A 21,344-nucleotide genomic window follows, 5' to 3' on the forward strand; every position below is an offset into this window, starting at 1 on the left:
TTTATTTTTTTTATTTTTTACGAAATGAGACCAAAATCATTTTTTTCATGTTATGAAATCGAAAATTATTAATGTCGAATGGATGAACACCTTTTCGTCTTAAAGCAAAATACATTAATAATGTTACAAAGCATTCTATAATTAAACAATTCCATGCCGTTCCGATATATCCCCATGTTTTACTCATAAAAATATTAAGAATAATTCCAAACATACTTGCAATGAAGGTTGTTTTGAAAAACAACTTGTCTAATCCCATATTAAGCATTAATTGTATTCCAAAAATATTAGACATCCCAACTATAAATGGTATAAAGGAGATAATCCGTAAGGCTGGTATAGACTGATCAAATTTATGGCCATAAAATAGCTTTATTACAATAGGGGCAAAAATTAATAAACAAACGGAGGCTGCTAGAGTTAAATAAAAAACAATAGGCATAATCCTCTTTATTGTATTAATACCATTTTCTTTAGAAACAGCAAATGATTTTCCTATAAAGGGAAAAAGGGCCATAGATAATGGCATTGCAATAATTGAGTTAACAATATTCAGAAAACTTTGGCTTGTGGTATAATATCCTATTTCTTTATTTTCAGCAAAAAATCCTAACACAATAGTATTGGTGGAAGTATATAAACTAATAACTACCGTAGAAAAAAAAATCATCCTTTCATTAAAGATAATTCTTAATGATTTATGTATTGAAATAAGCTTTACAGATAATTTAAATTTAAAGATAACATAAACAAATAAAAACACATTTATTGAAATAATGAAAAATGTATTCAGTACCGCTAAAAAAATATAATCGTCACTTTTTTTTATCAGAGTAAAAATCAAAATAACATTTAAAACGCCCCTTACAAAATTAAGCTTGGCAAAAATTGAAAGCTCCTGTAATCCCTGAAAAATATACTGAGGTGAAATTACTGTACCCAAACATCCTATGAATAAAACAGATACAGTGAGCACATCTTTTTGAATAGGTTCAAAAAAATATAATGCAATGACAAATAAAGATACGGAAAGAAGAAATAATAATATTCTTGCACTCAATACTTCCGAAATAACATTATTAATGATGTTCTTATTTCCATTTGCTTTAGCTATTTTTCGAGTTCCCGTTAAATCAAATCCATAAGCTATTAAAAGGGTGAAATATCCAATAAAGGCTGTTGAATAATTAAATATGCCATATCCTTCCGGACCTATTATTCGGGAAACATATGGAATAGTGATCAACGGGAAAACAAAATTAACCGCTTGAACGAGGCTAAGGAAAAGTGCGTTTTTTATAAGTTTAGAAGAACTCATTTTAATTAATGTTCAAATTATTTATGTCTTATAAGAATATCAGATATTATATTCCAAAAATATCTCTAGCCTTTTTAAGCGCAGAACCAATTACCTGGTGCATATCATAGTATTTGTATTCAGCCAGTCTGCCACCAAAAATAACGTTCTCTTCTCCGTCTGCTAATTTCTTATATTTTCTATACAATTCATTATTTTCATCATCATTGATAGGATAATAAGGTTCAGTATTGCTGCTTGCTTCTAAGGAATATTCTTTAGTAACAACCGTTTTACTTTGTGTCCCAAATTCAAAATGCTTATGCTCGATAATTCTTGTATAAGGTTCATTTTTGCTTGTGTAGTTTACTACAGCATTCCCTTGGTAATTTTCATGGTCTAATACTTCAGTCTCAAAACGTAAACTTCTATAAGAAAGTTTACCATACTGGAAGCCATAGTATTCATCAATTTTGCCTGTAAAAACAATGTTCTCTGCAAGAGAATCGAAATATTCCCTATTACCGAAATAATCTGTATCTAACTGAACTTCTATTCCCTCTAATAGCCCATCTATTAACTTATTATAGCCTCCAATCGGGATACCTTGGTATTTATCATTAAAGTAATTGTTATCGTAAGTGAATCTAACAGGGAGCCTTTTGATAATAAATGCAGGAAGATCCTTACAGTCTCTTCCCCACTGCTTTTCAGTGTATTCTTTAATCAGTTTATTAAAAATATCTGTTCCAACTAATGATAAAGCCTGTTCTTCCAGATTTGAAGGATTAGAAATATTGAGTTCCTTAATCTGGTTTTTGATATATACCTGAGCTTCTTTTGGCGTAATAACTCCCCAAAGCTTATTAAAAGTATTCATATTGAACGGTAGATTATAAATCTCTCCGTTATAATTGGCAACAGGTGAATTTGTATATCGATTAAACTCAACAAAGCTGTTTACAAAATCCCATATAGATTTATCATTAGTATGAAAAATATGAGCTCCGTATTTGTGTACATTTATTCCCTCAACATTTTCACAGTAAATATTACCTCCTTTATGATCTCTTTTATCAATTACCAAACAACTTTTGCCTGCTAATTTTGCTTTATGCGCAAACACTGCTCCAAATAAGCCCGACCCAACTATTAAATAATCATATTTTTTCATCTTTAAATAACCAGTATTTTTATGTTAATTTTTTATCGGATAAATTTTCATAAATATCCTTCACTTTCTGAGCTTTTTCCTTTTTCAGTATTAAAATTGCATCATCAGTAGCAACTAAAATACTTTTTTTGAATCCTAAAAACTCTGTATGAATATTTGTTCCAATGACCATGTTCCCGTATTCATCTGTGGTATGCCCGTTTTTCTTTAAATAATTATATAAAGACTCAAAAGATCCCATATCAGACCATTTAAATCTACCTATTACTGCTTGTAATTTTTCTGTTTTTTCCATTACTGCATAATCAACAGAAATAGAAGGTATCAATAAACTCTCTTCTAAAGGAAGTATATTATCCTTTGATAATTCAAATGCATTTAATGAGCTTTCATAAACATCAGGCTCATGTATTTTTAACTCATTCAAGAATGTCTTTGCTTGAAAACAAAACATTCCTGAATTCCAATAGAAATCACCTGATTTTAGAAATTCTTGAGCAGTATCTAAATTAGGTTTTTCTCTAAAACCTAAAACATCACCGTTTTTAATTTGAATATATCCATAACCAGTTTCTGGTTTTGTTGGTTGTAATCCAAAAGTTACAATACTCCCTTTTTTTGCAAGTTCAATTGCTTCCTGAATTGCTGAATTATATATATCAAGATCTTCAATTAAATGATCAGAAGGTGAAACCAATAAAATATCCTCAGGTTGAGCCTTGAAAGCTGCAAAAGCAATCGCTGCTGCAGTATTTCTTGGAGTAGCCTCTATTACTTCATGAAATTTTTCAATTTTCAAATCTTCTAGAGCTTTTCTTGATAGATGATAATTATCAACGTTACCTACAACAATAAGCTCATCGCAAATATCTTTGTTTCGAATTATTGTTTGTTGAAATAAAGATTTACCTTCAAATAAGTCAATATATTGCTTCGGTTTATCTTTCCTAGACAATGGCCAAAGTCGACTACCAACACCTCCTGTTAAAATTACATTGATAATTTTCATGCGCGATTGTAGTCGTCTTCAATTCTTACAATATCATCTTCTCCAAAATAAGTTCCATATTGCACTTCTACAAATACAACAGGTTCATTTGTTTTATTCTCAATACGATGATGAGCTCCTTGAGGTATTTGAGCTACCTCTCCAGTTTTATAGTCTTTTATCTCATCATTAATTGTAATTGTCCCGATTCCTGAAACTATTGTCCAAACTTCACCTCTTTTAAAATGATATTGCAAAGACAATCTCCCGCCCGGATTTACTTGAATTCTTTTTACTTTATGCGTATCGCTATCTTCTAATACCCAATATTCTCCCCATGGTCTAATATCATGTTCCATTTTATAGTAATAGTTTATTTGTTGATCTTCATCAAATATTCGCCATACCCACTTTTTTTCAGTGGTTCTGCAATATTCATTAATTCTTCTTTTGTAATGTACCCCATGCGATACGCCACTTCTTCTATGGCACCAATTTTCATTCCTTGACGTTCTTCGATCACTTGAACAAATTGACCAGCTTGCATCAATGAATTGATTGTTCCAGTATCTAACCAAGCTGTACCACGATCGAAAACACCTACTTTCAGTTTTCCTCTTTTCAAATATTCTGCATTAATATCTGTAATTTCTAATTCTCCACGCGGAGAAGGTTTTATATTTTTTGCAATTTCAACCACATCATTATCATAAAAATACAATCCTGGAACGGCATAATTTGATTTTGGTTCTTTAGGTTTTTCTTCAATCGAAACGACTTCATTCTTCTCATTAAACTCAACTACACCATATCTTTCAGGATCGCTCACTTGATACGCAAAAACTACTCCTCCATCTGGATCTGCAGAATCTTGCAATAATTTTGACATTCCTGAAGCATAGAAAATATTGTCACCTAATATCAATGCTACTTTATCATCTCCAATAAATTCCTCTCCTAGAATAAACGCTTGGGCTAAACCATCAGGACTTGGTTGTTCTTTGTACGAAAATTTACATCCAATCTGAGACCCGTCTCCTAATAATTTCTCAAAATGAGGTAAATCATGAGGTGTTGAAATAATTAAAATTTCATTAATCCCTGCCAACATCAACGTTGATAATGGGTAATATATCATTGGTTTATCATATACTGGCATCAATTGCTTACTCACCGCTAATGTTAAAGGGTGTAATCGCGTTCCTGAGCCTCCTGCTAATATTATTCCTTTCATGTTTTTTTTTGTTGTTAAAACGGTTATATGGTTAGATGGTTAAAGGGTGAACTTGTGAACTTGTAAACGTGTGAACTTGTTAGCTTCTTCACTTCTTCACTTGTTAACTTCTTCACTTGTTAACCTCTTCACTTCTTCACTTCTTCACTTCTTCACTTGTTAACTTGTTAACTCTTTCACTTCTTCACTCCTTCACTTGTTCACTTGTTAACTCCTTCACTCCTTCACTTGTTAACTTCTTCACTACTTCACTTGTTCACTTGTTAACCTCTTCACTTGTTAACTCCTTCACTTGTTAACCTCTTCACTTGTTAACCTCTTCACTTGTTAACTCCTTCACTTCTTCACTTCTTCACTTGTTAACTTCTTCACTTGTCAAATTGTGAACTTGTGAACTTGTAAACGTGTGAACTTGTTAGCTTCTTCACTTCTTCACTTGTTAACTTCTTCACTTGTTAATTTCTTCACTTGTTAACTCCTTCACCTCTTCACTTGTTAACTTCTTCACTTGTTAACTCCTTCACTTGTTAACCTCTTCACTTGTTAACTCCTTCACCTCTTCACTTGTTAACTTCTTCACTTGTTAACTCCTTCACTTGTTAACCTCTTCACCTCTTTACTTCTTCACCTCTTTACTTCTTCACTTGTTAACTCCTTCACTTGTTAACTCCTTCACTTGTTAATTTCTTCACTTGTTAACTCCTTCACTTGTTCACTTGTTAACCTTCTTCAATATCCCTTTTCAATGATTCGATTAATTTTAAGAGCATTCTTTTGATGTGTAAAAATTGTGTATCAAAATCATCTAAATTACTTATATAATTTAATCTTTTAGATATTTCTAATTGTGTTTCAATTTCATTCAATGAGCCTAAAGCGATGTACAAAAAATGAATAAATTCTTTTTTACTTTTTCTTCCAGCTCCTTCCGCAATATTAGAAGGGACAGATACTGATGCTCTTCTTAATTGGTTTGTCAAACCAAATTGCTCTTCTTTTGGGAAGCAATCTGTAATAGAATAGATATTTGTGACCAGATCTAATGATTTCTGATATACTAATAAATCCTTATGGCTCTTCATCTATTATATTTTATGTGATTTTGTTAACGTGTGATCATGTAAACTTGTGAACGTGTAAACTTGTTAACTCCTTCACTTGTTCACTTCTTCACTTTTTCACTTGTTTACTTGTTTACTTGTTCACTTGTTCACTTCTTCACTTGTTAACTCTTTCACTTCTTCACTTGTTAACTTCTTCACTTGTTAACCTTAAACTCTCCAAACGATTGTGCTTCTTGATCTTTCTCCGAAATAATCATTTTATCAGAAGGGATTCCCCAGTCAATTCCAATTTCTTCGTCTAACGGATAAACACCATCTTCTGATGTTTTATTGTATCCATTATCACATTTATAAAAGAAAGTCGCTTTATCTGTAATCACCGAAAAGCCGTGTAAAAATCCTCTCGGAATAAACAATTGACGTTTGTTATCTGCTGATAACTCTACCGAAACAGACTGTCCATAGGTTTCAGAACCTGGACGAACATCAACCGCAACATCGATTACAGCACCTTCTACCACACGAACTAACTTTGCTTGCGCATGTTCACCTGCTTGCATATGTAAACCACGAATCACTCCATAAGAAGAATTTGATTGATTATCTTGAACAAAAGTTGGTTTATAACCCAAAATTTCTTCCATTTTATTTTCATTGTATGATTCAAAAAAATAGCCTCTCGAATCTTCAAATACAGTTGGTTCTAAAATAAAACAACCTTTTAATTTCGTTTCTATCGCTTTCATTTAATTGTCAATATTGTTTTATAATGTTAATAAAGTTGATAAAGTTATAAAAGGTTGATAAGGTTAGATAGATATAAAAAGGTTAATCTATTCTCAATGATTTAATTAATTTAGAAAGCATACTTTTTATATAATTTATACTCTTTTGAAATTGTATTAAATTACCAATAAATCCTAATCGAAAAGCTATTTCCAATTGCGTTTCAAGCTCACTTACTGAACCTAGCGCAATATAAAGAAAACGTATAAACTCAGCTTGACTTTGTCGACCTGCTCCTTCTGCAATATTACTTGGGATAGAGACCGCACTCCGTTTCATTTGACTTGTCAATCCGTAAAGTTCTTCTTTAGGGAAAATTTTTACAGTTTCATAAATACAGACGACTAAATCCATAGATTCTTGCCAAACTTTTAATTCTTTATGACTAGCCATATTTTTTAAAGTTTTATATGTGTGGTGGTAAAAAAGGCTTAAGTTGAAATGAGAAAATAGAGAAATGGGGAGAACTAACTTTCTTAACTTTCTTAACTTTCTTAACTTTCTTAACTTTCTTAACTTTCTTAACTTTCTTAACCTTCTTAACTTTCTTAACCTTATTAACTATTAATTATACTGTTTTTCGTAATATTTTTGGTAATCGCCAGAGGTTACATTGTCTAGCCATTCTTTGTTGGATAAAAACCAATCAATTGTTAGACTCAAACCTTGCTCAAACGTCACACTTGGTTTCCAGCCTAATTCTTCGTTGATTTTTGTTGCATCGATGGCATAACGTAAATCGTGTCCTGGTCGATCTTTCACAAATGTGATTAATTGTTCTGAAGTTCCTGCTTCTTTCCCTAATTTTTCGTCCATTTGTTTGCACAATTCTTTTACCAAATCGATGTTTTTCCATTCGTTGAAACCTCCTACATTGTAAGATGCTCCATTTTTTCCTTCATGGAAAACTAAATCAATCGCTTTTGCATGATCGATCACAAATAACCAATCGCGTGTATATTTTCCATCTCCGTAAATTGGAAGTGGATTTCCGTTCAAAATATTATGAATACATAACGGAATCAATTTTTCTGGAAAATGATTTGGTCCATAATTGTTTGAGCAATTTGTCATCACAATTGGTAAACCATAGGTATCATGATAAGCTCTTACAAAATGATCTGAAGATGCTTTGGATGCCGAATAAGGTGAATGTGGATCATACGATGTTTCTTCCGTAAAAAAACCTTCATCACCTAAAGCGCCAAAAACCTCATCTGTCGAAACATGATGGAAACGTTTTCCTTCAAAATTATCTTTCCAAATCGTTTTTGCAGCATTCAATAAGTTTACTGTTCCAATCACATTCGTCATCACAAACTCTAACGGATTGGTAATAGAACGATCAACGTGAGATTCGGCAGCTAAATGGATGACACCATCTGGCTGATGTTTTTCAAAAACCTCTAAAATATGTTTTGCGTCAGTAATATCAGCTTTTACGAATTCGTAATTTGACTTACTTTCGATATCTTTTAAATTCTCTAAATTTCCTGCATATGTCAACGCATCAAGGTTGATAATTTTCGTTTCAGGATATTTTAAGACAAATTCTCTTACAACGTGAGAACCGATAAATCCAGCTCCACCTGTAATTAAAATAGTTTTCATAGTATTTTATAGTCGTTTATCAACTTCTTCTTTAGGCAAAGCCCCTTTTACATCATAAATCACTCCATTTTCTTTTAAATAATCCGTTAACTGAAGATTTAAAAACTCATTGTGTGATACTGTTAGAATAATGGCGTCGAATTGGTGAACTTGTGAATTGGTGAACTGGAAAACTTGATCCAATGTATTACAAAAAGTTATTCCGTATTCATGGTTTACCTCATCTGGGTTAGCCCAAGGGTCTAACGTTGTCACCTCTATTCCATATTCTTCTAAAGCATGAATCACATCAATTGCTTTCGAATTACGAATATCAGGGCAATTTTCTTTAAAGGTAATTCCTAAATTTAGAACTCTTGCTCCTTTTACTTTAATATCGTTACTTATTAACAATTTAACAACCTGAGAAGCTACAAAGGCTCCCATCGAGTCATTCAATCGTCTTGCTGCTAAAATTAATTCAGAATAATATCCAATTTCTTGAGCTTTTTGAGCCAAATAAAATGGATCAACACCGATACAATGTCCTCCAACCAAACCTGGTTTGAATGGTAAAAAATTCCATTTTGTTCCAGCTGCTTCTAAAACGTCATTGGTATCAATATCCATCAATGAAAAAATCTTTGATAATTCGTTAATAAAAGCAATATTGATATCACGTTGCGAATTTTCGATGACTTTCGATGCTTCTGCAACCTTGATTGTCGGTGCTAAATGCGTCCCTGCGACAATTACGGATTGATATAAATCGTCAACAATTTTTCCAATTTCTGGCGTTGAACCTGAAGTTACTTTTAAAATTTTCTCAACCGTGTGTTTTTTATCGCCTGGATTAATTCGCTCTGGAGAATATCCCGCATAAAAATCTTGGTTAAACTTCAATCCCGAAGAATGTTCCAATACTGGAATACATTCTTCTTCTGTAACACCTGGATAAACCGTAGATTCATAAATAACAATATCATTTGGTTTCAACACTTTACCTACCGTTTCCGAAGCTTTTTTCAAAGGAGTCAAGTCTGGTCGATTATTTTTGTCCACTGGCGTAGGAACGGTTACCACATAAATTGTCGCATCTTTAATATCCGTTATATCTGATGAACAAAACAATCCATTTTCTACTTGAATAAAAGGATTTTGTGTTGATAAAACATTTTGTAGAACATTATTTTCAACTTCTAAAGTTGAATCAATTCCATTATTTAATTCAGAAATACGTTTCTGATTGATATCAAACCCAACAACAGGGTATTTTGTTGCAAATAAACGCGCCAAAGGTAAACCTACGTAACCTAAGCCGATAACTGCTATTTTATGTTGTTGATTCATTATTTATTATAATATTTTCTGTACCATTGTACAAAGTTATACACTCCTTTGTTAACAGGATAATTTGGGTTATAGCCAAATTTTTCTTTCAAATCTTGGACATCTGCCCATGTTTGATTAACATCTCCTGCTTGCATCGGATACATTTCTAAAATAGCTTTTTCACCTGTAGAATGCTCAACTTCTTTAATAAAATCCATTAATTGAACAGGTTTACTATTTCCTATATTGTATAATTGGTATTTTTCGTTTGTATTTTTATCTTCAAGAATTTTATCAATTCCTTGAATAATATCGTCAATGTACGTAAAATCTCGTGATAAATCGCCGTGATTAAAGACTTTTAAAGGTTGATGATTTAAGATTGCGTCTGTAAACAAAAACATCGCCATATCTGGTCGTCCCCAAGGTCCGTAAACGGTAAAAAAGCGCAAACCTATCGTTTGGAAATCATACAAATGGCTATATGCATGCGCCATTAGCTCGTTTGCTTTTTTAGTTGCAGCGTATAAACTAATTGGATGATCGACATTTTGGTCTATTGAAAAAGGAACATCAGAAGAGTTTCCGTAAATACTTGAACTACTTGCGTACAATAATTTTTTGACGTTATAATTTCGGCAACTTTCTAAAATATTTAGAAAACCAACCAAATTACTTTGTCCATAGGCATCAGGATTTTCGATACTATAACGAACACCAGCCTGAGCTGCCATATTAACAACCACATCAAAAGAATATTCTTTAAAAAGTTGAGCCAATGACTCTTTATCTTCTAAATTCATTCGATAAAAAATCATCTTTTCTTCGTGTTTAGAAGAAAGAACTTTCTGACCAAAATTTGAAGCAAATTCTTGATTGATTCCTAATTCTTTTAATCGATCATATTTTAACTGAATAGTGTAATAATCGTTAATATTATCAATTCCAACAACTTTGATATTTTTTTCGATTAATTTTTCAGCTAAATGGTAACCTATAAAACCAGCTACACCAGTTATTAATACTGTTTTCATTATTTCTCCTTTTCAGAAGTCGCAACTACTTTTCTTAATCCAGAACTAGAGAAGCGATGTGTACGCTTGTTGTAGTAAATTTGAATATTATTATCTAAACAATATTGTTTTCCTGTAAAGTCGATATTTCGATATTCTTCGCCAATAACTCTAACATTTATTGGTAAAGCACTTAACATATCAAACAAATCTTGTTCGGTTTCGTAGGGAATAATTTCGTCGACATATCGACAACCTTCTAATTGAATATAACGCTCTACGATAGATTGCGTAGGACTATTTTTTGAAGGATCTACACTTGCAGGATCTGTATTAAGCCCTACAATTAAGTAGTCGCATTGTCTTTTGGCTTCTTCGAGCATCATCACATGACCTGCATGAAGAAGGTCAAATATACCGAATGTAATTCCCGTTGTCATTTTATAATAATATTGTTGGAACGACAAATTTAAGGATTTATATTGAATTAATTGTAAGCTTTTATGACATAAAAAAAGCACTCAAATCGAGTGCTAAGTATTTAAATTAATTCAGAATTTCTTTTTTCTAAATGCGTATAAACATTCTTTACTTCCTGAGAATATTCTTTTTGTAGAATTAAATTCGCTGTCAAAGTATTCACAAAAATGGTATTTTGTAAACCAACAAAAGAAGTATAAACATCTGTTCCAATCACCATGTTTCCATTACGATCGACATAATGTCCATTCATCACAAAATAATCATACAAGGATTCGAAAGAACCTAAATCATTCCAAACAAATTTTGCTGGAACTACTTTTATCTTTTTACTACGCTCCATTACTGCATAATCGATACTATTAGAGGGTATATTCATTGAAAGTTCTTCGTTCAATTCTCCGTTGATATTTTCAGACCATGCTATTTTAGACGCTTCGTAAATTTCTTTTTCAAATTTCTTTAGTTCTTTCAATAAAACACGTGCTTTGAAACAAAACATTCCACTGTTCCACAAAAAATTACCTTGCTCGATAAAATCTTGCGCCGTAATATGATTGGGTTTTTCGCGAAACGATAACACAGTGTCTTCTTTGTGTTCGATATAACCATACCCTGTTTCTGGACGAGTTGGATGCACTCCAAATGTGACGATATAATCTTTTTCGGCTAACGCAATCGCTTTTTTCATCGCGTCTTGATAAGCTTCCATATCTTCGATCAAATGATCTGAAGGTGTCACAATTAGAATATCATCATCCTCAACTGCTAAAGCTGCAAATGCAATTGCCGCTGCAGTATTACGTGGAACAGCTTCTACAATTTTTGTGTATTCAACATCAAGTTTATCTAAAGCTTCTTGACTCAAATGATCGTTATCCCTATTTCCTATGACCATCAACTTATCTGCTATAGGACGATTGCGCTGAATCGTTAACTCAAATAATGATTGCTCATTAAACAAAGGTAAATATTGTTTTGGATGACTTTTACGAGAAAGTGGCCATAAACGACTTCCTACTCCTCCAGATAATATCACGTTATAAATACACATAAATTCTTCTAATTCGAACTTGTAAAGTTATTAAAAACTACTATATCATAGCATTCTATTATGATTTTTCTTTTAAATACAAAAAAAGCGTTCAAAATTGAACGCTTTAAAGTATTAGTATTGATTTTATTAAATCATCGAAATACGTAGTGTATTGGTAATTCCTTTCTCAAATGCTGGCATTGCATTCAGATTGATGATATAATCACCATATTCTACATAACCTGCATTTTTCGCCAAGATATTTACTTCAGTTACCGTTTGATCCGTAGATGTATCGCGAGGATCGTAATTGATAGCTTTTACTCCCCATAACAAATTCAACATACGGTTAATACGTTTACTTGGATTGAAAACCAAAATAAATGAATTTGGACGATGAGAAGAAATTTGGAAAGCTGTATAACCAGAATACGTTAAAGTTGCAATTGCTTTCGCTCCTGTATCTTCTGCCATTCTAGCTGCATTATAACAAACCATATCAGTTACGAAACGTTCGTTTTTGATCTTTGGTTTGTGTTCTGGTACATGTACGTGATCATCATCTTCAACAGTTTGAAGAATCTTCGTCATTTTCTCGATAACTTGTACAGGATATTGTCCTACAGAAGTTTCTCCAGATAACATTACTGCATCTGCTCCATCAAAAACTGCATTTGCAACGTCAGAAACTTCCGCACGAGTTGGTGTTAAACTCGAAATCATAGTTTCCATCATTTGTGTTGCAACAATAACTGGTTTACGCGCTAATTTCGCTTTGTCAATTAATTGTTTTTGCGCTTTTGGAACGATTTCAAACGGAACCTCAACTCCTAAATCTCCACGAGCAACCATTAATCCATCCGAAAATTCTAAAATATCATCGATATTTTCTAATGCTTCAGGTTTTTCAATTTTAGAGATAATTGGAATTTTTACTGTTCCATGTTCTTTGATAAATTCTGATAAATCTTTTACATCTTGTCCAGAACGAACGAAAGATAATGCAAACCAATCTACACGATTTTCGATTGCGAATTTTGCATCTTCTTTATCTTTTTCTGTTAAAGCTGGTAAAGAAATATTTGTATTTGGTAAGTTAACTCCTTTTTTAGAACGTAATGGACCACCTTGAATCGTTTCTGCTTTTACAGTATCTGTTCCGTTTGTCTCGATTACTTTGAAGATTAATTTTCCGTCATCAATCAAAATATTTTCTCCCACTTGCACATCTTGCGCAAACTTTTTGTACGTCATAAAAACTTTTTCTTTCGTTCCTACAACATCTTCGTTTGTGAAAGTTAAAATATCTCCTGGATTGATGATAAAATCTTCGTGTTCCATTTTTCCAATACGCAATTTAGGACCTTGTAAATCTGCTAAAATTGCTGTATTGTAGCCATGATCGTTATTTAATTGATGAATTGTTTCAATCTTACGTTTCACATCCGCATAATCTGCGTGCGAAAAGTTGATACGGAACACATCTGTTCCTTTTCTCATCATTTCTAATAAAATCTCTGGACTTTCTGTTGCCGGACCTAGAGTCGCGACAATTTTTGTCTTTTTAAGATATTGTCTATCGTAAATCATAATTTTTCCCTTTTTTTATGCACAATATTTTGTTAGAAAACCAATTGATCTGCATTGCTAATCAAATCGATATCTATTTTTTTGATCGTTTTTATAAAATCTTTTTCTACAAATGGTAGTTGAAGATATTGTAGTTCATCTTCCCAACCAGAGATTTTTACTACATAGTTGCAATCCTTGTAATTTGGCACAAGAATAACGCTCCCTTTGAAAAGATTTGATAAATCTACTTCATTTTTTTTAAAATCAGATTGATTTGGAGTATTTTTAATGATATGATAATCTATTTTATTTGCTTCGTCTAACCATTGATAGGTTTCGAAAAAATAAGTATGCTCATCTAACAGAATATCCAAATCGTGAATACGCTCAAAACGCGTATCAAAAGTAGAGTTGAGATGGAAAATAAATTGTGTAGAAGTGTTAAAACTAGAATTTACGCCTATGAGATGAAAATCTATCCAATCATCATATAACAGTAATTCTGCCATGTTTCTAAACTTTTTCTATTTTCTTTTGTAGCGAATAGTAGGCACGTTTTGCTGCACTTTCTTCCGCTTTCTTTTTAGAAGTTCCTCTCCCTTTCGAGATGACTTTATCATTGAGACGGATAACTGATACAAAAACCTGCAAATCTTCTGCATTTTGCTCCTCAAATGTATTGAATCTTATCGTATTTCTCGTTTTTTGACTCCATTCCAAAATCAACGATTTGTGACTTGTAATCGTGTGTTCCAAACGATCTAAATCCGCATAAGGGTCAATAATTTTGACTTGAATAAATTTTTGTACAGCATCTATGCCTCCATCAACATAAATTGCACCAACCAAAGCTTCCAAGATATCACCATTTACATCTTCACCCAAATTGTTGTGATTGTTCATTGGATCCAAATAATCTAACAAGCCAAGTTGTTTGGAAACGGCATTCAATTGTTTACGCGAAACAATTTTAGAGCGCATTTTTGTCAAATAACCTTCTTGTTGATCGGGCGCTTTGTGGTATAAGTACATTGCTGCAGAAGCACCAAGTAATGCATCTCCTAAAAACTCTAATCTTTCAAAGTTTATACTGTTTCCATTTTCATCTTTTTTCTGTGCAGATCTGTGGGTAAATGCTTCTTTAAAAACCTCAACATTGCGAGGAGTATAACCCAAAATCGACTTCAAAAATTTCAAAAAAGGATCAGATGAATTTGAATCATCACGATGATTTTTAAAAGAAAATAATTTTTTTAAGAAAGACATTACTTATACTTCTTAAATATCACACAAGCATTGTGACCACCGAAACCAAAAGTATTACTCAATGCATAATCTACATTTTTCTCTTTTGCTTTGTTAAATGTATAATCGATTTTCGGATCAAGATTTTCATCATCCGTAAAATGATTAATTGTTGGTGGAACGATACTGTTATTGATTGCTCCAATAGCCGAAATCGCTTCAATAATCCCTGCACCACCTAATAAGTGACCAGTCATAGATTTTGTTGAATTGATTTGAATATTATAAGCATGTTCTCCAAATAATTTTTGAATTGCTTTAGATTCTGCAATATCTCCTAATCCAGTCGATGTACCGTGCATATTAATATGATCTACATCTTCTACACTGATATTGGCATCTAATAAAGCCTCTCTCATCACATTAAGTGCGCCTAATCCTTCTGGATGTGGTGCTGTAATATGGTGAGCATCTGCTGTCATTCCTGTTCCTACTAATTCTGCATAGATTGTAGCTCCACGTGCAATTGCATGTTCGTATTCTTCTAAAATAATACTTCCAGCTCCTTCTCCCATTACAAAACCGTCGCGGTCTTTGTCGAATGGACGAGAAGCAGTTTGTGGATCATCATTTCGTGTAGATAACGCATGTAATGCATTGAAACCTCCAATACTTGCAGCTGTAATTGCAGCTTCTGACCCTCCTGCAACAATTGCATCAGCTTTTCCAAGTCTTAATAACATGTAAGCATCAATAATTGCGTTTGTAGAAGAGGCACATGCCGAAACAGTTGTATAATTAGGTCCCATAAGACCGAATTCCATTGAAATATGACCAGGCGTGATATCTGCAATCATCTTAGGGATAAAGAAAGGATTGAAACGTGGTGTTCCATTTCCTGTCGCGTAATTCGAAACTTCTTCTTCAAAAGTTTTAATTCCACCGATACCAGATCCCCATATAACGCCGATACGCTCTTTGTTTACATTTGTATCTTCTAAGATTCCACTGTGTTTTATTGCCTCTCTAGCTGCAATAATTCCCAATTGGGCACAACGGTCAATTTTTCTTGCCTCTTTACGATCAAAATGATCTTCGATATTGAAGTTTTTGATCTCACAAGCAAATTGTGTCTTAAAAAGAGTTGCGTCAAAAAGCGTAATAGGCGCAGCGCCACTTACACCATTCACTAATCCATTCCAGTATTCTTGGTATGAATTTCCGATTGGTGTTAGCGCGCCTAAACCTGTTACTACTACTCTTTTTAATTCCATAAAATAGGAACTATTACTTGTTTAAGTCTTCGATGTATGTTACAGCTTGACCTACAGTTGAAATTTTTTCTGCTTGATCGTCTGGAATTTGGATATCAAATTCTTTTTCGAATTCCATGATTAATTCTACTGTGTCTAATGAATCAGCTCCTAAATCGTTAGTGAAACTTGCTTCTAGCGTAACTTCGCTTTCGTCAACTCCTAATTTATCTACGATAATCGCTTTCACTCTTGATGTAATGTCAGACATAATTTTCTAATTTTAATTGTTGTAAACTAGTGCAAAAATATAAAACTTATATTAAATACAAGCTTTTTTTTATATGCACGCATAAGAACTTGGAAATATATGGTGAATAAATATGCACGAAAACGTTTAAGTGAATGATATAAGTCAAATTTTTCACGCTTCTTTTTATTGTAACTTTGTGCAAAGTTTTTACCTTTAATATTTTAAAATACTATAAAAATCACAAAAATGAGCATAGAATTGGCATCTTACGGAATAAAAAATTCCAAAATTAACTATCAATTATCTCCTGAAGAGCTTACGGAGAAAATGGTAGAGCTAGGACAAGGAGAAATTACATCTTCTGGAGCAGTAAATATGTTGACCGGAGAATTTACAGGACGTTCTCCTAAAGACCGTTTTATTGTAAAAGATGATATTACAGCAGACAACGTTTGGTGGGATGGAAACATCAATATTCCTTTCGATTCTGATAAATTTGACGCTTTGTATGATAAAGTTGTTGAGCATTTAAGCAACCGCGAAATTTATGTACGTGATGCTTTTGCTTGTGCTGACGATGCATACAAAACAAAAATTAGAGCAATTACAGAAACTCCTGCTGCTAATTTATTTATCTATAACATGTTTATTCGTCCAACGGAAGAAGAATTAAAAAACTTTGGTGATGCTGAATGGACAATTATCAATGCGCCAACTTTTGTTGCAGACGCTAATGAAGATGGAACAAGACAACACAATTTCTCTATCTTAAATTTTAAACGTAAAATCGTTTTAAACGGTGGAACTGGTTATACAGGAGAAATGAAAAAAGGTATTTTTTCTGCCTTGAACTTCATCATGCCCGTATTTAGAAATACTTTACCAATGCACTGTTCTGCTAACTCAGGTGAAAACGGAGATACAGCAATGTTCTTTGGATTATCTGGTACAGGAAAAACAACTTTATCGGCAGACAAAAACAGACGTTTAATTGGTGATGATGAACACGGATGGACAGAAGACAATACAGTTTTCAATTTTGAAGGTGGTTGTTACGCAAAAGTTATCAACTTATCTCCAGAAGGTGAACCAGAAATTTTTGCAGCGATCAAAGACGGAGCTTTATTAGAAAACTGTAAATTAATTCCAGGTACTAACGAGGTTGATTTTACAGATACATCTATCACAGAAAATACACGTGTTTCTTATCCAATTGATTATATCGAAAATATTGCAGTTCCATCTGTAGGAAAAAATCCTAAAAATATTTTCTTCTTATCGTTTGATGCTTACGGAGTTTTCCCTCCAATTGCAAAATTAAACCCAGATCAAGCGGCTTACTTATTTATCTCAGGATATACATCTAAAGTTGCTGGTACAGAAGCTGGTGTTACAGAGCCTCAAACTACATTCTCTACATGTTTTGGTGCGCCATTTATGCCGTTACACCCAACTAAATATGCTGAAATGTTGAGCGATAAAGTTGAAAAAACTGGTGTAAATGTTTGGTTAATCAACACAGGTTGGAATGGTAAAAAAGAACGTATGTCTTTAAAAGATACACGTGCAGTTATCAATGCAGCATTAAATGGAGATTTGGATAACGCAGCGTTTAAAAAGGATCCATACTTCGGATTTGAAGTTCCAGTTGCAATAGATGGTGTTTCATCAGAAAAATTAAATCCTGCAACTTCATTTGCAACAGAAGAAGCGTATGAAGAAAATGCGAAAGTATTGGCAGCTAAATTCAAAGAAAACTTCAAAAAGTTCGAAGAATTTGCGAATGCTGATTTATTAGCTGGAGGACCAACAATTTAAGATTAAAATTAAATCATATAAATTCTGGATTGCAATTGTAATCCAGAATTTTATTTTGGAGCAAACTTTAATGTTATAAACGGAGATAAAATCAACCCTAATTGACTCGTTTTTAAAGCGCTGAAATTAACTAAAGAAACCACTTTTTTCTTAAAGCCTTTTTTATCAACATCGCAATAAAAACCGTTTTCTATCGTACAGCTAAAATTATATTTTTTTGCCAATTGATGGTAATCAGACAATGGTAATATACGTTCCATCCAACTACCAAAATCGGGTTCACAACAATTATATTGATCAACATCAACCTGCATCACAGCTTGGTTTTGTCGGTAATATTCCAAAAAATCAATCAAGTCCACATAACGCAAACCACGAGATTTAGTTGCTAATAATTCTAATTCCTTTTCTGTTAATTCTGGACCTATTTTCTTTAGATATTCCTTTCTCTTTGGACAGTACTCTTCAATTTCATCTTTCTCCATTAATTTTCTTAATCTTTTCGCTTTAATGAAATTTTTAGGATTAGAAGCTGTTGTAAATAACATTTTTATTGAAGAATTAAGCTGACTGAAATAATTAAACATTTCATCCAAATCATGAATATGTTCTATTGTATCTGTCGAAATCAAATAATCTACTTTGATATTTCTATCCTTGATAAATTGTAACAATTCTTGATAAGATCCTTCAATATAATAATCGGGACCAAAACCTATTTTTTGACTTATTTTCTGAATTGTTGAAACAGAACTCGGATTAAAATCGCAATAAATCACTTTAAATCCTTTTTGTTTTAAATACAGACTTAAAAAACCATGACCACCACCAAAGTCAACAATGTATTCACCTTTAATAGGTGCAAAATTGATCAGTTTTTGCAAAGAATAATCAAACATTTGAAAGTAATAAAATAACGTAGGTTGCATATTTTCGATATAATCTATATTATATTCATTAATTCCTAAATCCTTAAAATTAATCTGATTTATTAATTTTACTACTGATTTTATTTCTTCTGAACAAAAAGTATTTTGATATTGTTGATAAGCATTCATATTACATTTTCAAATAAAATTCTTTTGTTAAATTAATGTAATCTTCGGTATATTGATGACGTTCGACTTCGATGATTAACTCATTTTCAAGGCATTTCTTGTCATGAAAACTAAATTCTAATAAAACACGTTTGGTTGCAGTAGTTGCATTTCCTTTTACATAGACTGTTTTTGATCGTTTTAAGTTGTTTTGCGAAGCAATTTTACAAAAAGCACCCATTTGATCGTATGGAATTATAAAACTCGCTAATCCGTCTTTGTGTAGTAATTCAGCAGTTTTTTTGATTAATTCTTCAAAAGTCAATGTTTCTTGCTGCCGTGCTTGTTTACGCGCGTCAAAATCAACCGTATCATTCACCACAAAAAAAGGTGGATTACTGACAATCAAATCATATTTTTTATTGGTTGAATAATCTTGAAGCGATGAATTAAAAATGGTTAATCGATCTGAAAAAGGTGCATTCTCGTAATTTTCTTTTGCTTGTAAAAAAGCATCGTTATCAATTTCTATTGCATCAATCATAGAATGAGGAAAACGTTGCGCTAACATCAACGAAAGTAATCCAGTTCCTGTACCAATATCTAAAATAGTATTTCCACTTTTTAAAGTAGCCCATGCACCAAGTAAAACACCATCTGTGCCTACTTTCATTGCGGTTTTGTCTTGAAAAATTTCGAATTGTTTGAATCGAAAAGGTTTTCTATTCATTGCAAGGAATCAAAATGTAGAATGTTGTACCAACAGAAATTTCAGTTTCGAAACGAATTGTTCCATCATAATCGTCAATAATTTTTTTCACCATTGGCAAACCAATTCCCATTCCACTATTCTTTGTTGTAAACTTTGGAACAAAAATAGAATCTTGTGATTCGACAGGAATTCCATTCCCGTTATCTTGAATGGTTATATGCAAAAAACCATCCACTAAAAACACATCTACTTTAACTTTCGCAATACGAGATTTCGGAATAGATTGAAACGCATTCTTTGTAATATTGGTGATAATTCGATTCAAATATTGTTTATCAAAAGTCATCATGATGATGTTGGGAGAATAATTAAATTCGATAAACTCCAATGGAAAAACATATAGCGCATTTTTTATGACGTCTACCACATCAATTTTTGCATCTTTACGAGAAGGCATTTTAGCAAAATCTGAAAAAGCTTCAGCAATCGCAGAGATGGTATCAATTTGTTGCAATAAAATAGTAGTTGTTCGCATCGTCTTTTCTTCAAGATCTGGATCATTTACATCAAATTTTCGCATATAATTCTGTAGCATTAATCGCATTGGTGTTAATGGATTCTTGACTTCATGCGCAACTTGTTTCGCAAAATCTCGCCATGCTTCTTCACGTTCTTGCTTAGCTAATAAATCTGATTGTTCCCGCAATCGGTACAACATATCATTATAGGAGTCGACCAGAACTTTTATTTCATCGTTACCATCATAGCGAATAGGCATATTGTTCGCAATAACTTCTGTTTCACGAATACGATCTGCAAACGACCAAAGTTTATTCAATGTACGTTTAGTAACAAAATAGACCGCAAATGTTCCGAATAAAAGAATAACACCAAAAGCTAATCCATAACTCCCAATTAAGGTAAACATGTCTTGTTGTAAAAAATCTTGGTTAGATTGATAAGGTAGACAGAGAATAGCAATGTTTTCATTGTAATAATTTTTGATATGACTATAAGACGAATAAAGATTGTTATCATCAGCGGTATCTTTATTCGTTACAATAAAATCATTTGACTTTTGTAGTTTGTCTAATATTTTTTGAGGCAAAACATTATAAGTCGTTGAAACCGGCTGTGTGGTTAAAATTTTATTACCACGTAAATCATAAATTACAATATCGGTTTTATTGATATCACCGATGCGAAGAAAACCATCTTCTAAAATCTCGTGAATATTATCTTTGGTTGCAATTCCAGGATAATTATCCATTTCGTAATCTATCGCAGACTCTACCGCTCTAACTTTTCGTTTGAGAATATCTTCGTGATATTGTTTAGTTTGTTCATTGAAATGATTGGCAGTAATCAGCAAGATAGCACCTGCTGTAAATAACAAAATCGTTACCATATAAATGATAATACGAACGGGTAGCGATAGGTTATTTTTTTTTCTAATCATT

General features: G+C 32.5%; 22 protein-coding genes. 1 reads left to right on the forward strand and 21 read right to left on the reverse strand.

Annotation, left to right across the window (positions count from 1 at the left end; genetic code table 11):
• Positions 1 to 10 precede the first annotated feature (10 nt).
• The 18 genes from B3J26_RS02790 to B3J26_RS02875 form a co-directional block, all read right to left on the reverse strand.
• Positions 11 to 1,318 carry a flippase gene (locus tag B3J26_RS02790; protein ID WP_291073131.1) on the reverse strand — a complete coding sequence of 436 codons (1,308 nt, stop codon included), beginning with the start codon at positions 1,316 to 1,318 and terminating at the stop codon, positions 11 to 13.
• 46 nt (positions 1,319 to 1,364) lie between these two features.
• Positions 1,365 to 2,471, reverse strand: coding sequence for a UDP-galactopyranose mutase (gene glf / locus B3J26_RS02795; protein ID WP_291073132.1), 1,107 nt, complete (start codon positions 2,469 to 2,471; stop codon positions 1,365 to 1,367).
• Positions 2,472 to 2,490: 19 nt separating this feature from the next.
• Entirely contained in the window at positions 2,491 to 3,480 is a 990-nt protein-coding gene (locus tag B3J26_RS02800; RefSeq protein ID WP_291073133.1) for a mannose-1-phosphate guanylyltransferase, read from the reverse strand.
• A complete protein-coding gene (locus tag B3J26_RS02805) occupies positions 3,477 to 3,818 on the reverse strand; it encodes a phosphomannose isomerase type II C-terminal cupin domain (RefSeq protein WP_291073135.1) in 342 nt (113 codons plus the stop codon). Before B3J26_RS02805 ends, B3J26_RS02800 begins: the two co-directional genes overlap by 4 nt.
• A 14-nt stretch (positions 3,819 to 3,832) precedes the next feature.
• Positions 3,833 to 4,693, reverse strand: a complete 861-nt coding sequence (gene rfbA, locus B3J26_RS02810; RefSeq protein WP_291073137.1) for a glucose-1-phosphate thymidylyltransferase RfbA — start codon at positions 4,691 to 4,693, stop codon at positions 3,833 to 3,835.
• Positions 4,694 to 5,412: 719 nt separating this feature from the next.
• A complete protein-coding gene (locus B3J26_RS02815; RefSeq protein WP_038335987.1) occupies positions 5,413 to 5,775 on the reverse strand; it encodes a four helix bundle protein in 363 nt (120 codons plus the stop codon).
• A 176-nt stretch (positions 5,776 to 5,951) separates the two neighbouring features.
• Positions 5,952 to 6,503, reverse strand: a complete 552-nt coding sequence (gene rfbC / locus B3J26_RS02820; protein ID WP_291073139.1) for a dTDP-4-dehydrorhamnose 3,5-epimerase — start codon at positions 6,501 to 6,503, stop codon at positions 5,952 to 5,954.
• An 82-nt stretch (positions 6,504 to 6,585) separates the two neighbouring features.
• Complete coding sequence (locus B3J26_RS02825) at positions 6,586 to 6,936, reverse strand: four helix bundle protein (RefSeq protein ID WP_114998499.1); 351 nt, start codon at positions 6,934 to 6,936, stop codon at positions 6,586 to 6,588.
• Positions 6,937 to 7,107: 171 nt separating this feature from the next.
• Positions 7,108 to 8,154 carry a dTDP-glucose 4,6-dehydratase gene (gene rfbB / locus B3J26_RS02830; protein ID WP_291073141.1) on the reverse strand — a complete coding sequence of 349 codons (1,047 nt, stop codon included), beginning with the start codon at positions 8,152 to 8,154 and terminating at the stop codon, positions 7,108 to 7,110.
• Positions 8,155 to 8,160: 6 nt separating this feature from the next.
• Positions 8,161 to 9,483, reverse strand: a complete 1,323-nt coding sequence (locus B3J26_RS02835; RefSeq protein WP_291073143.1) for a nucleotide sugar dehydrogenase — start codon at positions 9,481 to 9,483, stop codon at positions 8,161 to 8,163.
• Complete coding sequence (locus B3J26_RS02840; protein ID WP_291073145.1) at positions 9,483 to 10,499, reverse strand: NAD-dependent epimerase/dehydratase family protein; 1,017 nt, start codon at positions 10,497 to 10,499, stop codon at positions 9,483 to 9,485. The genes B3J26_RS02835 and B3J26_RS02840 overlap by 1 nt, the downstream gene beginning before the upstream one ends.
• Entirely contained in the window at positions 10,499 to 10,918 is a 420-nt protein-coding gene (locus tag B3J26_RS02845; protein ID WP_114998507.1) for an adenylyltransferase/cytidyltransferase family protein, read from the reverse strand. The genes B3J26_RS02840 and B3J26_RS02845 overlap by 1 nt, the downstream gene beginning before the upstream one ends.
• Before the next feature lie 101 nt (positions 10,919 to 11,019).
• Positions 11,020 to 12,012 carry a mannose-1-phosphate guanylyltransferase gene (locus B3J26_RS02850; protein ID WP_291073147.1) on the reverse strand — a complete coding sequence of 331 codons (993 nt, stop codon included), beginning with the start codon at positions 12,010 to 12,012 and terminating at the stop codon, positions 11,020 to 11,022.
• Positions 12,013 to 12,141: 129 nt separating this feature from the next.
• On the reverse strand, positions 12,142 to 13,584 hold the full coding sequence (pyk, locus tag B3J26_RS02855) for a pyruvate kinase (RefSeq protein WP_291073148.1): 1,443 nt from the start codon (positions 13,582 to 13,584) through the stop codon (positions 12,142 to 12,144).
• A 32-nt stretch (positions 13,585 to 13,616) separates the two neighbouring features.
• Complete coding sequence (locus tag B3J26_RS02860; protein ID WP_291073149.1) at positions 13,617 to 14,075, reverse strand: IPExxxVDY family protein; 459 nt, start codon at positions 14,073 to 14,075, stop codon at positions 13,617 to 13,619.
• A 4-nt stretch (positions 14,076 to 14,079) separates the two neighbouring features.
• Entirely contained in the window at positions 14,080 to 14,832 is a 753-nt protein-coding gene (gene rnc, locus B3J26_RS02865; RefSeq protein ID WP_291073150.1) for a ribonuclease III, read from the reverse strand.
• The gene (fabF, locus tag B3J26_RS02870) at positions 14,832 to 16,085 is read right to left on the reverse strand and encodes a beta-ketoacyl-ACP synthase II (protein ID WP_291073151.1); all 1,254 of its coding nucleotides are present in this window, start codon (positions 16,083 to 16,085) and stop codon (positions 14,832 to 14,834) included. Before fabF ends, rnc begins: the two co-directional genes overlap by 1 nt.
• A gap of 13 nt (positions 16,086 to 16,098) precedes the next feature.
• Positions 16,099 to 16,335: an acyl carrier protein gene (locus tag B3J26_RS02875; RefSeq protein WP_038336002.1), complete on the reverse strand. Its 237-nt coding sequence runs from the start codon at positions 16,333 to 16,335 to the stop codon at positions 16,099 to 16,101.
• Positions 16,336 to 16,563: 228 nt separating this feature from the next.
• Here B3J26_RS02875 and pckA point away from each other — a divergent pair, with 228 nt between their 5' ends.
• Positions 16,564 to 18,135, forward strand: a complete 1,572-nt coding sequence (pckA, locus tag B3J26_RS02880) for a phosphoenolpyruvate carboxykinase (ATP) (protein WP_291073152.1) — start codon at positions 16,564 to 16,566, stop codon at positions 18,133 to 18,135.
• Positions 18,136 to 18,185: 50 nt separating this feature from the next.
• Here pckA and B3J26_RS02885 read toward each other — a convergent pair whose 3' ends face one another.
• From B3J26_RS02885 to B3J26_RS02895, 3 genes are read right to left on the reverse strand one after another with little or no spacing between them, the layout of a single operon-like run.
• Positions 18,186 to 19,193 carry a class I SAM-dependent methyltransferase gene (locus B3J26_RS02885; protein ID WP_188319451.1) on the reverse strand — a complete coding sequence of 336 codons (1,008 nt, stop codon included), beginning with the start codon at positions 19,191 to 19,193 and terminating at the stop codon, positions 18,186 to 18,188.
• Position 19,194: 1 nt separating this feature from the next.
• Complete coding sequence (locus tag B3J26_RS02890) at positions 19,195 to 19,902, reverse strand: tRNA1(Val) (adenine(37)-N6)-methyltransferase (protein ID WP_291073153.1); 708 nt, start codon at positions 19,900 to 19,902, stop codon at positions 19,195 to 19,197.
• Positions 19,895 to 21,343, reverse strand: a complete 1,449-nt coding sequence (locus B3J26_RS02895) for a sensor histidine kinase (RefSeq protein WP_291073154.1) — start codon at positions 21,341 to 21,343, stop codon at positions 19,895 to 19,897. Before B3J26_RS02895 ends, B3J26_RS02890 begins: the two co-directional genes overlap by 8 nt.
• Position 21,344: the final 1 nt, after the last annotated feature.

Source organism: Empedobacter sp. UBA5987 (assembly GCF_002429865.1).
Lineage (GTDB): Bacteria > Bacteroidota > Bacteroidia > Flavobacteriales > Weeksellaceae > Empedobacter > Empedobacter falsenii_B.

Excerpts from the sequence above, each read along its gene's own strand:
- B3J26_RS02790 (WP_291073131.1), bottom strand. The coding sequence starts at position 1,318 with ATGAGTTCTTCTAAACTTATAAAAAACGCACTTTTCCTTAGCCTCGTT.
- glf (WP_291073132.1), bottom strand. The coding sequence starts at position 2,471 with ATGAAAAAATATGATTATTTAATAGTTGGGTCGGGCTTATTTGGAGCA.
- B3J26_RS02800 (WP_291073133.1), bottom strand. The coding sequence starts at position 3,480 with ATGAAAATTATCAATGTAATTTTAACAGGAGGTGTTGGTAGTCGACTT.
- B3J26_RS02805 (WP_291073135.1), bottom strand. The coding sequence starts at position 3,818 with ATGGAACATGATATTAGACCATGGGGAGAATATTGGGTATTAGAAGAT.
- rfbA (WP_291073137.1), bottom strand. The coding sequence starts at position 4,693 with ATGAAAGGAATAATATTAGCAGGAGGCTCAGGAACGCGATTACACCCT.
- B3J26_RS02815 (WP_038335987.1), bottom strand. The coding sequence starts at position 5,775 with ATGAAGAGCCATAAGGATTTATTAGTATATCAGAAATCATTAGATCTG.
- rfbC (WP_291073139.1), bottom strand. The coding sequence starts at position 6,503 with ATGAAAGCGATAGAAACGAAATTAAAAGGTTGTTTTATTTTAGAACCA.
- B3J26_RS02825 (WP_114998499.1), bottom strand. The coding sequence starts at position 6,936 with ATGGCTAGTCATAAAGAATTAAAAGTTTGGCAAGAATCTATGGATTTA.
- rfbB (WP_291073141.1), bottom strand. The coding sequence starts at position 8,154 with ATGAAAACTATTTTAATTACAGGTGGAGCTGGATTTATCGGTTCTCAC.
- B3J26_RS02835 (WP_291073143.1), bottom strand. The coding sequence starts at position 9,483 with ATGAATCAACAACATAAAATAGCAGTTATCGGCTTAGGTTACGTAGGT.
- B3J26_RS02840 (WP_291073145.1), bottom strand. The coding sequence starts at position 10,499 with ATGAAAACAGTATTAATAACTGGTGTAGCTGGTTTTATAGGTTACCAT.
- B3J26_RS02845 (WP_114998507.1), bottom strand. The coding sequence starts at position 10,918 with ATGACAACGGGAATTACATTCGGTATATTTGACCTTCTTCATGCAGGT.
- B3J26_RS02850 (WP_291073147.1), bottom strand. The coding sequence starts at position 12,012 with ATGTGTATTTATAACGTGATATTATCTGGAGGAGTAGGAAGTCGTTTA.
- pyk (WP_291073148.1), bottom strand. The coding sequence starts at position 13,584 with ATGATTTACGATAGACAATATCTTAAAAAGACAAAAATTGTCGCGACT.
- B3J26_RS02860 (WP_291073149.1), bottom strand. The coding sequence starts at position 14,075 with ATGGCAGAATTACTGTTATATGATGATTGGATAGATTTTCATCTCATA.
- rnc (WP_291073150.1), bottom strand. The coding sequence starts at position 14,832 with ATGTCTTTCTTAAAAAAATTATTTTCTTTTAAAAATCATCGTGATGAT.
- fabF (WP_291073151.1), bottom strand. The coding sequence starts at position 16,085 with ATGGAATTAAAAAGAGTAGTAGTAACAGGTTTAGGCGCGCTAACACCA.
- B3J26_RS02875 (WP_038336002.1), bottom strand. The coding sequence starts at position 16,335 with ATGTCTGACATTACATCAAGAGTGAAAGCGATTATCGTAGATAAATTA.
- pckA (WP_291073152.1), top strand. The coding sequence starts at position 16,564 with ATGAGCATAGAATTGGCATCTTACGGAATAAAAAATTCCAAAATTAAC.
- B3J26_RS02885 (WP_188319451.1), bottom strand. The coding sequence starts at position 19,193 with ATGAATGCTTATCAACAATATCAAAATACTTTTTGTTCAGAAGAAATA.
- B3J26_RS02890 (WP_291073153.1), bottom strand. The coding sequence starts at position 19,902 with ATGAATAGAAAACCTTTTCGATTCAAACAATTCGAAATTTTTCAAGAC.
- B3J26_RS02895 (WP_291073154.1), bottom strand. The coding sequence starts at position 21,343 with ATGATTAGAAAAAAAAATAACCTATCGCTACCCGTTCGTATTATCATT.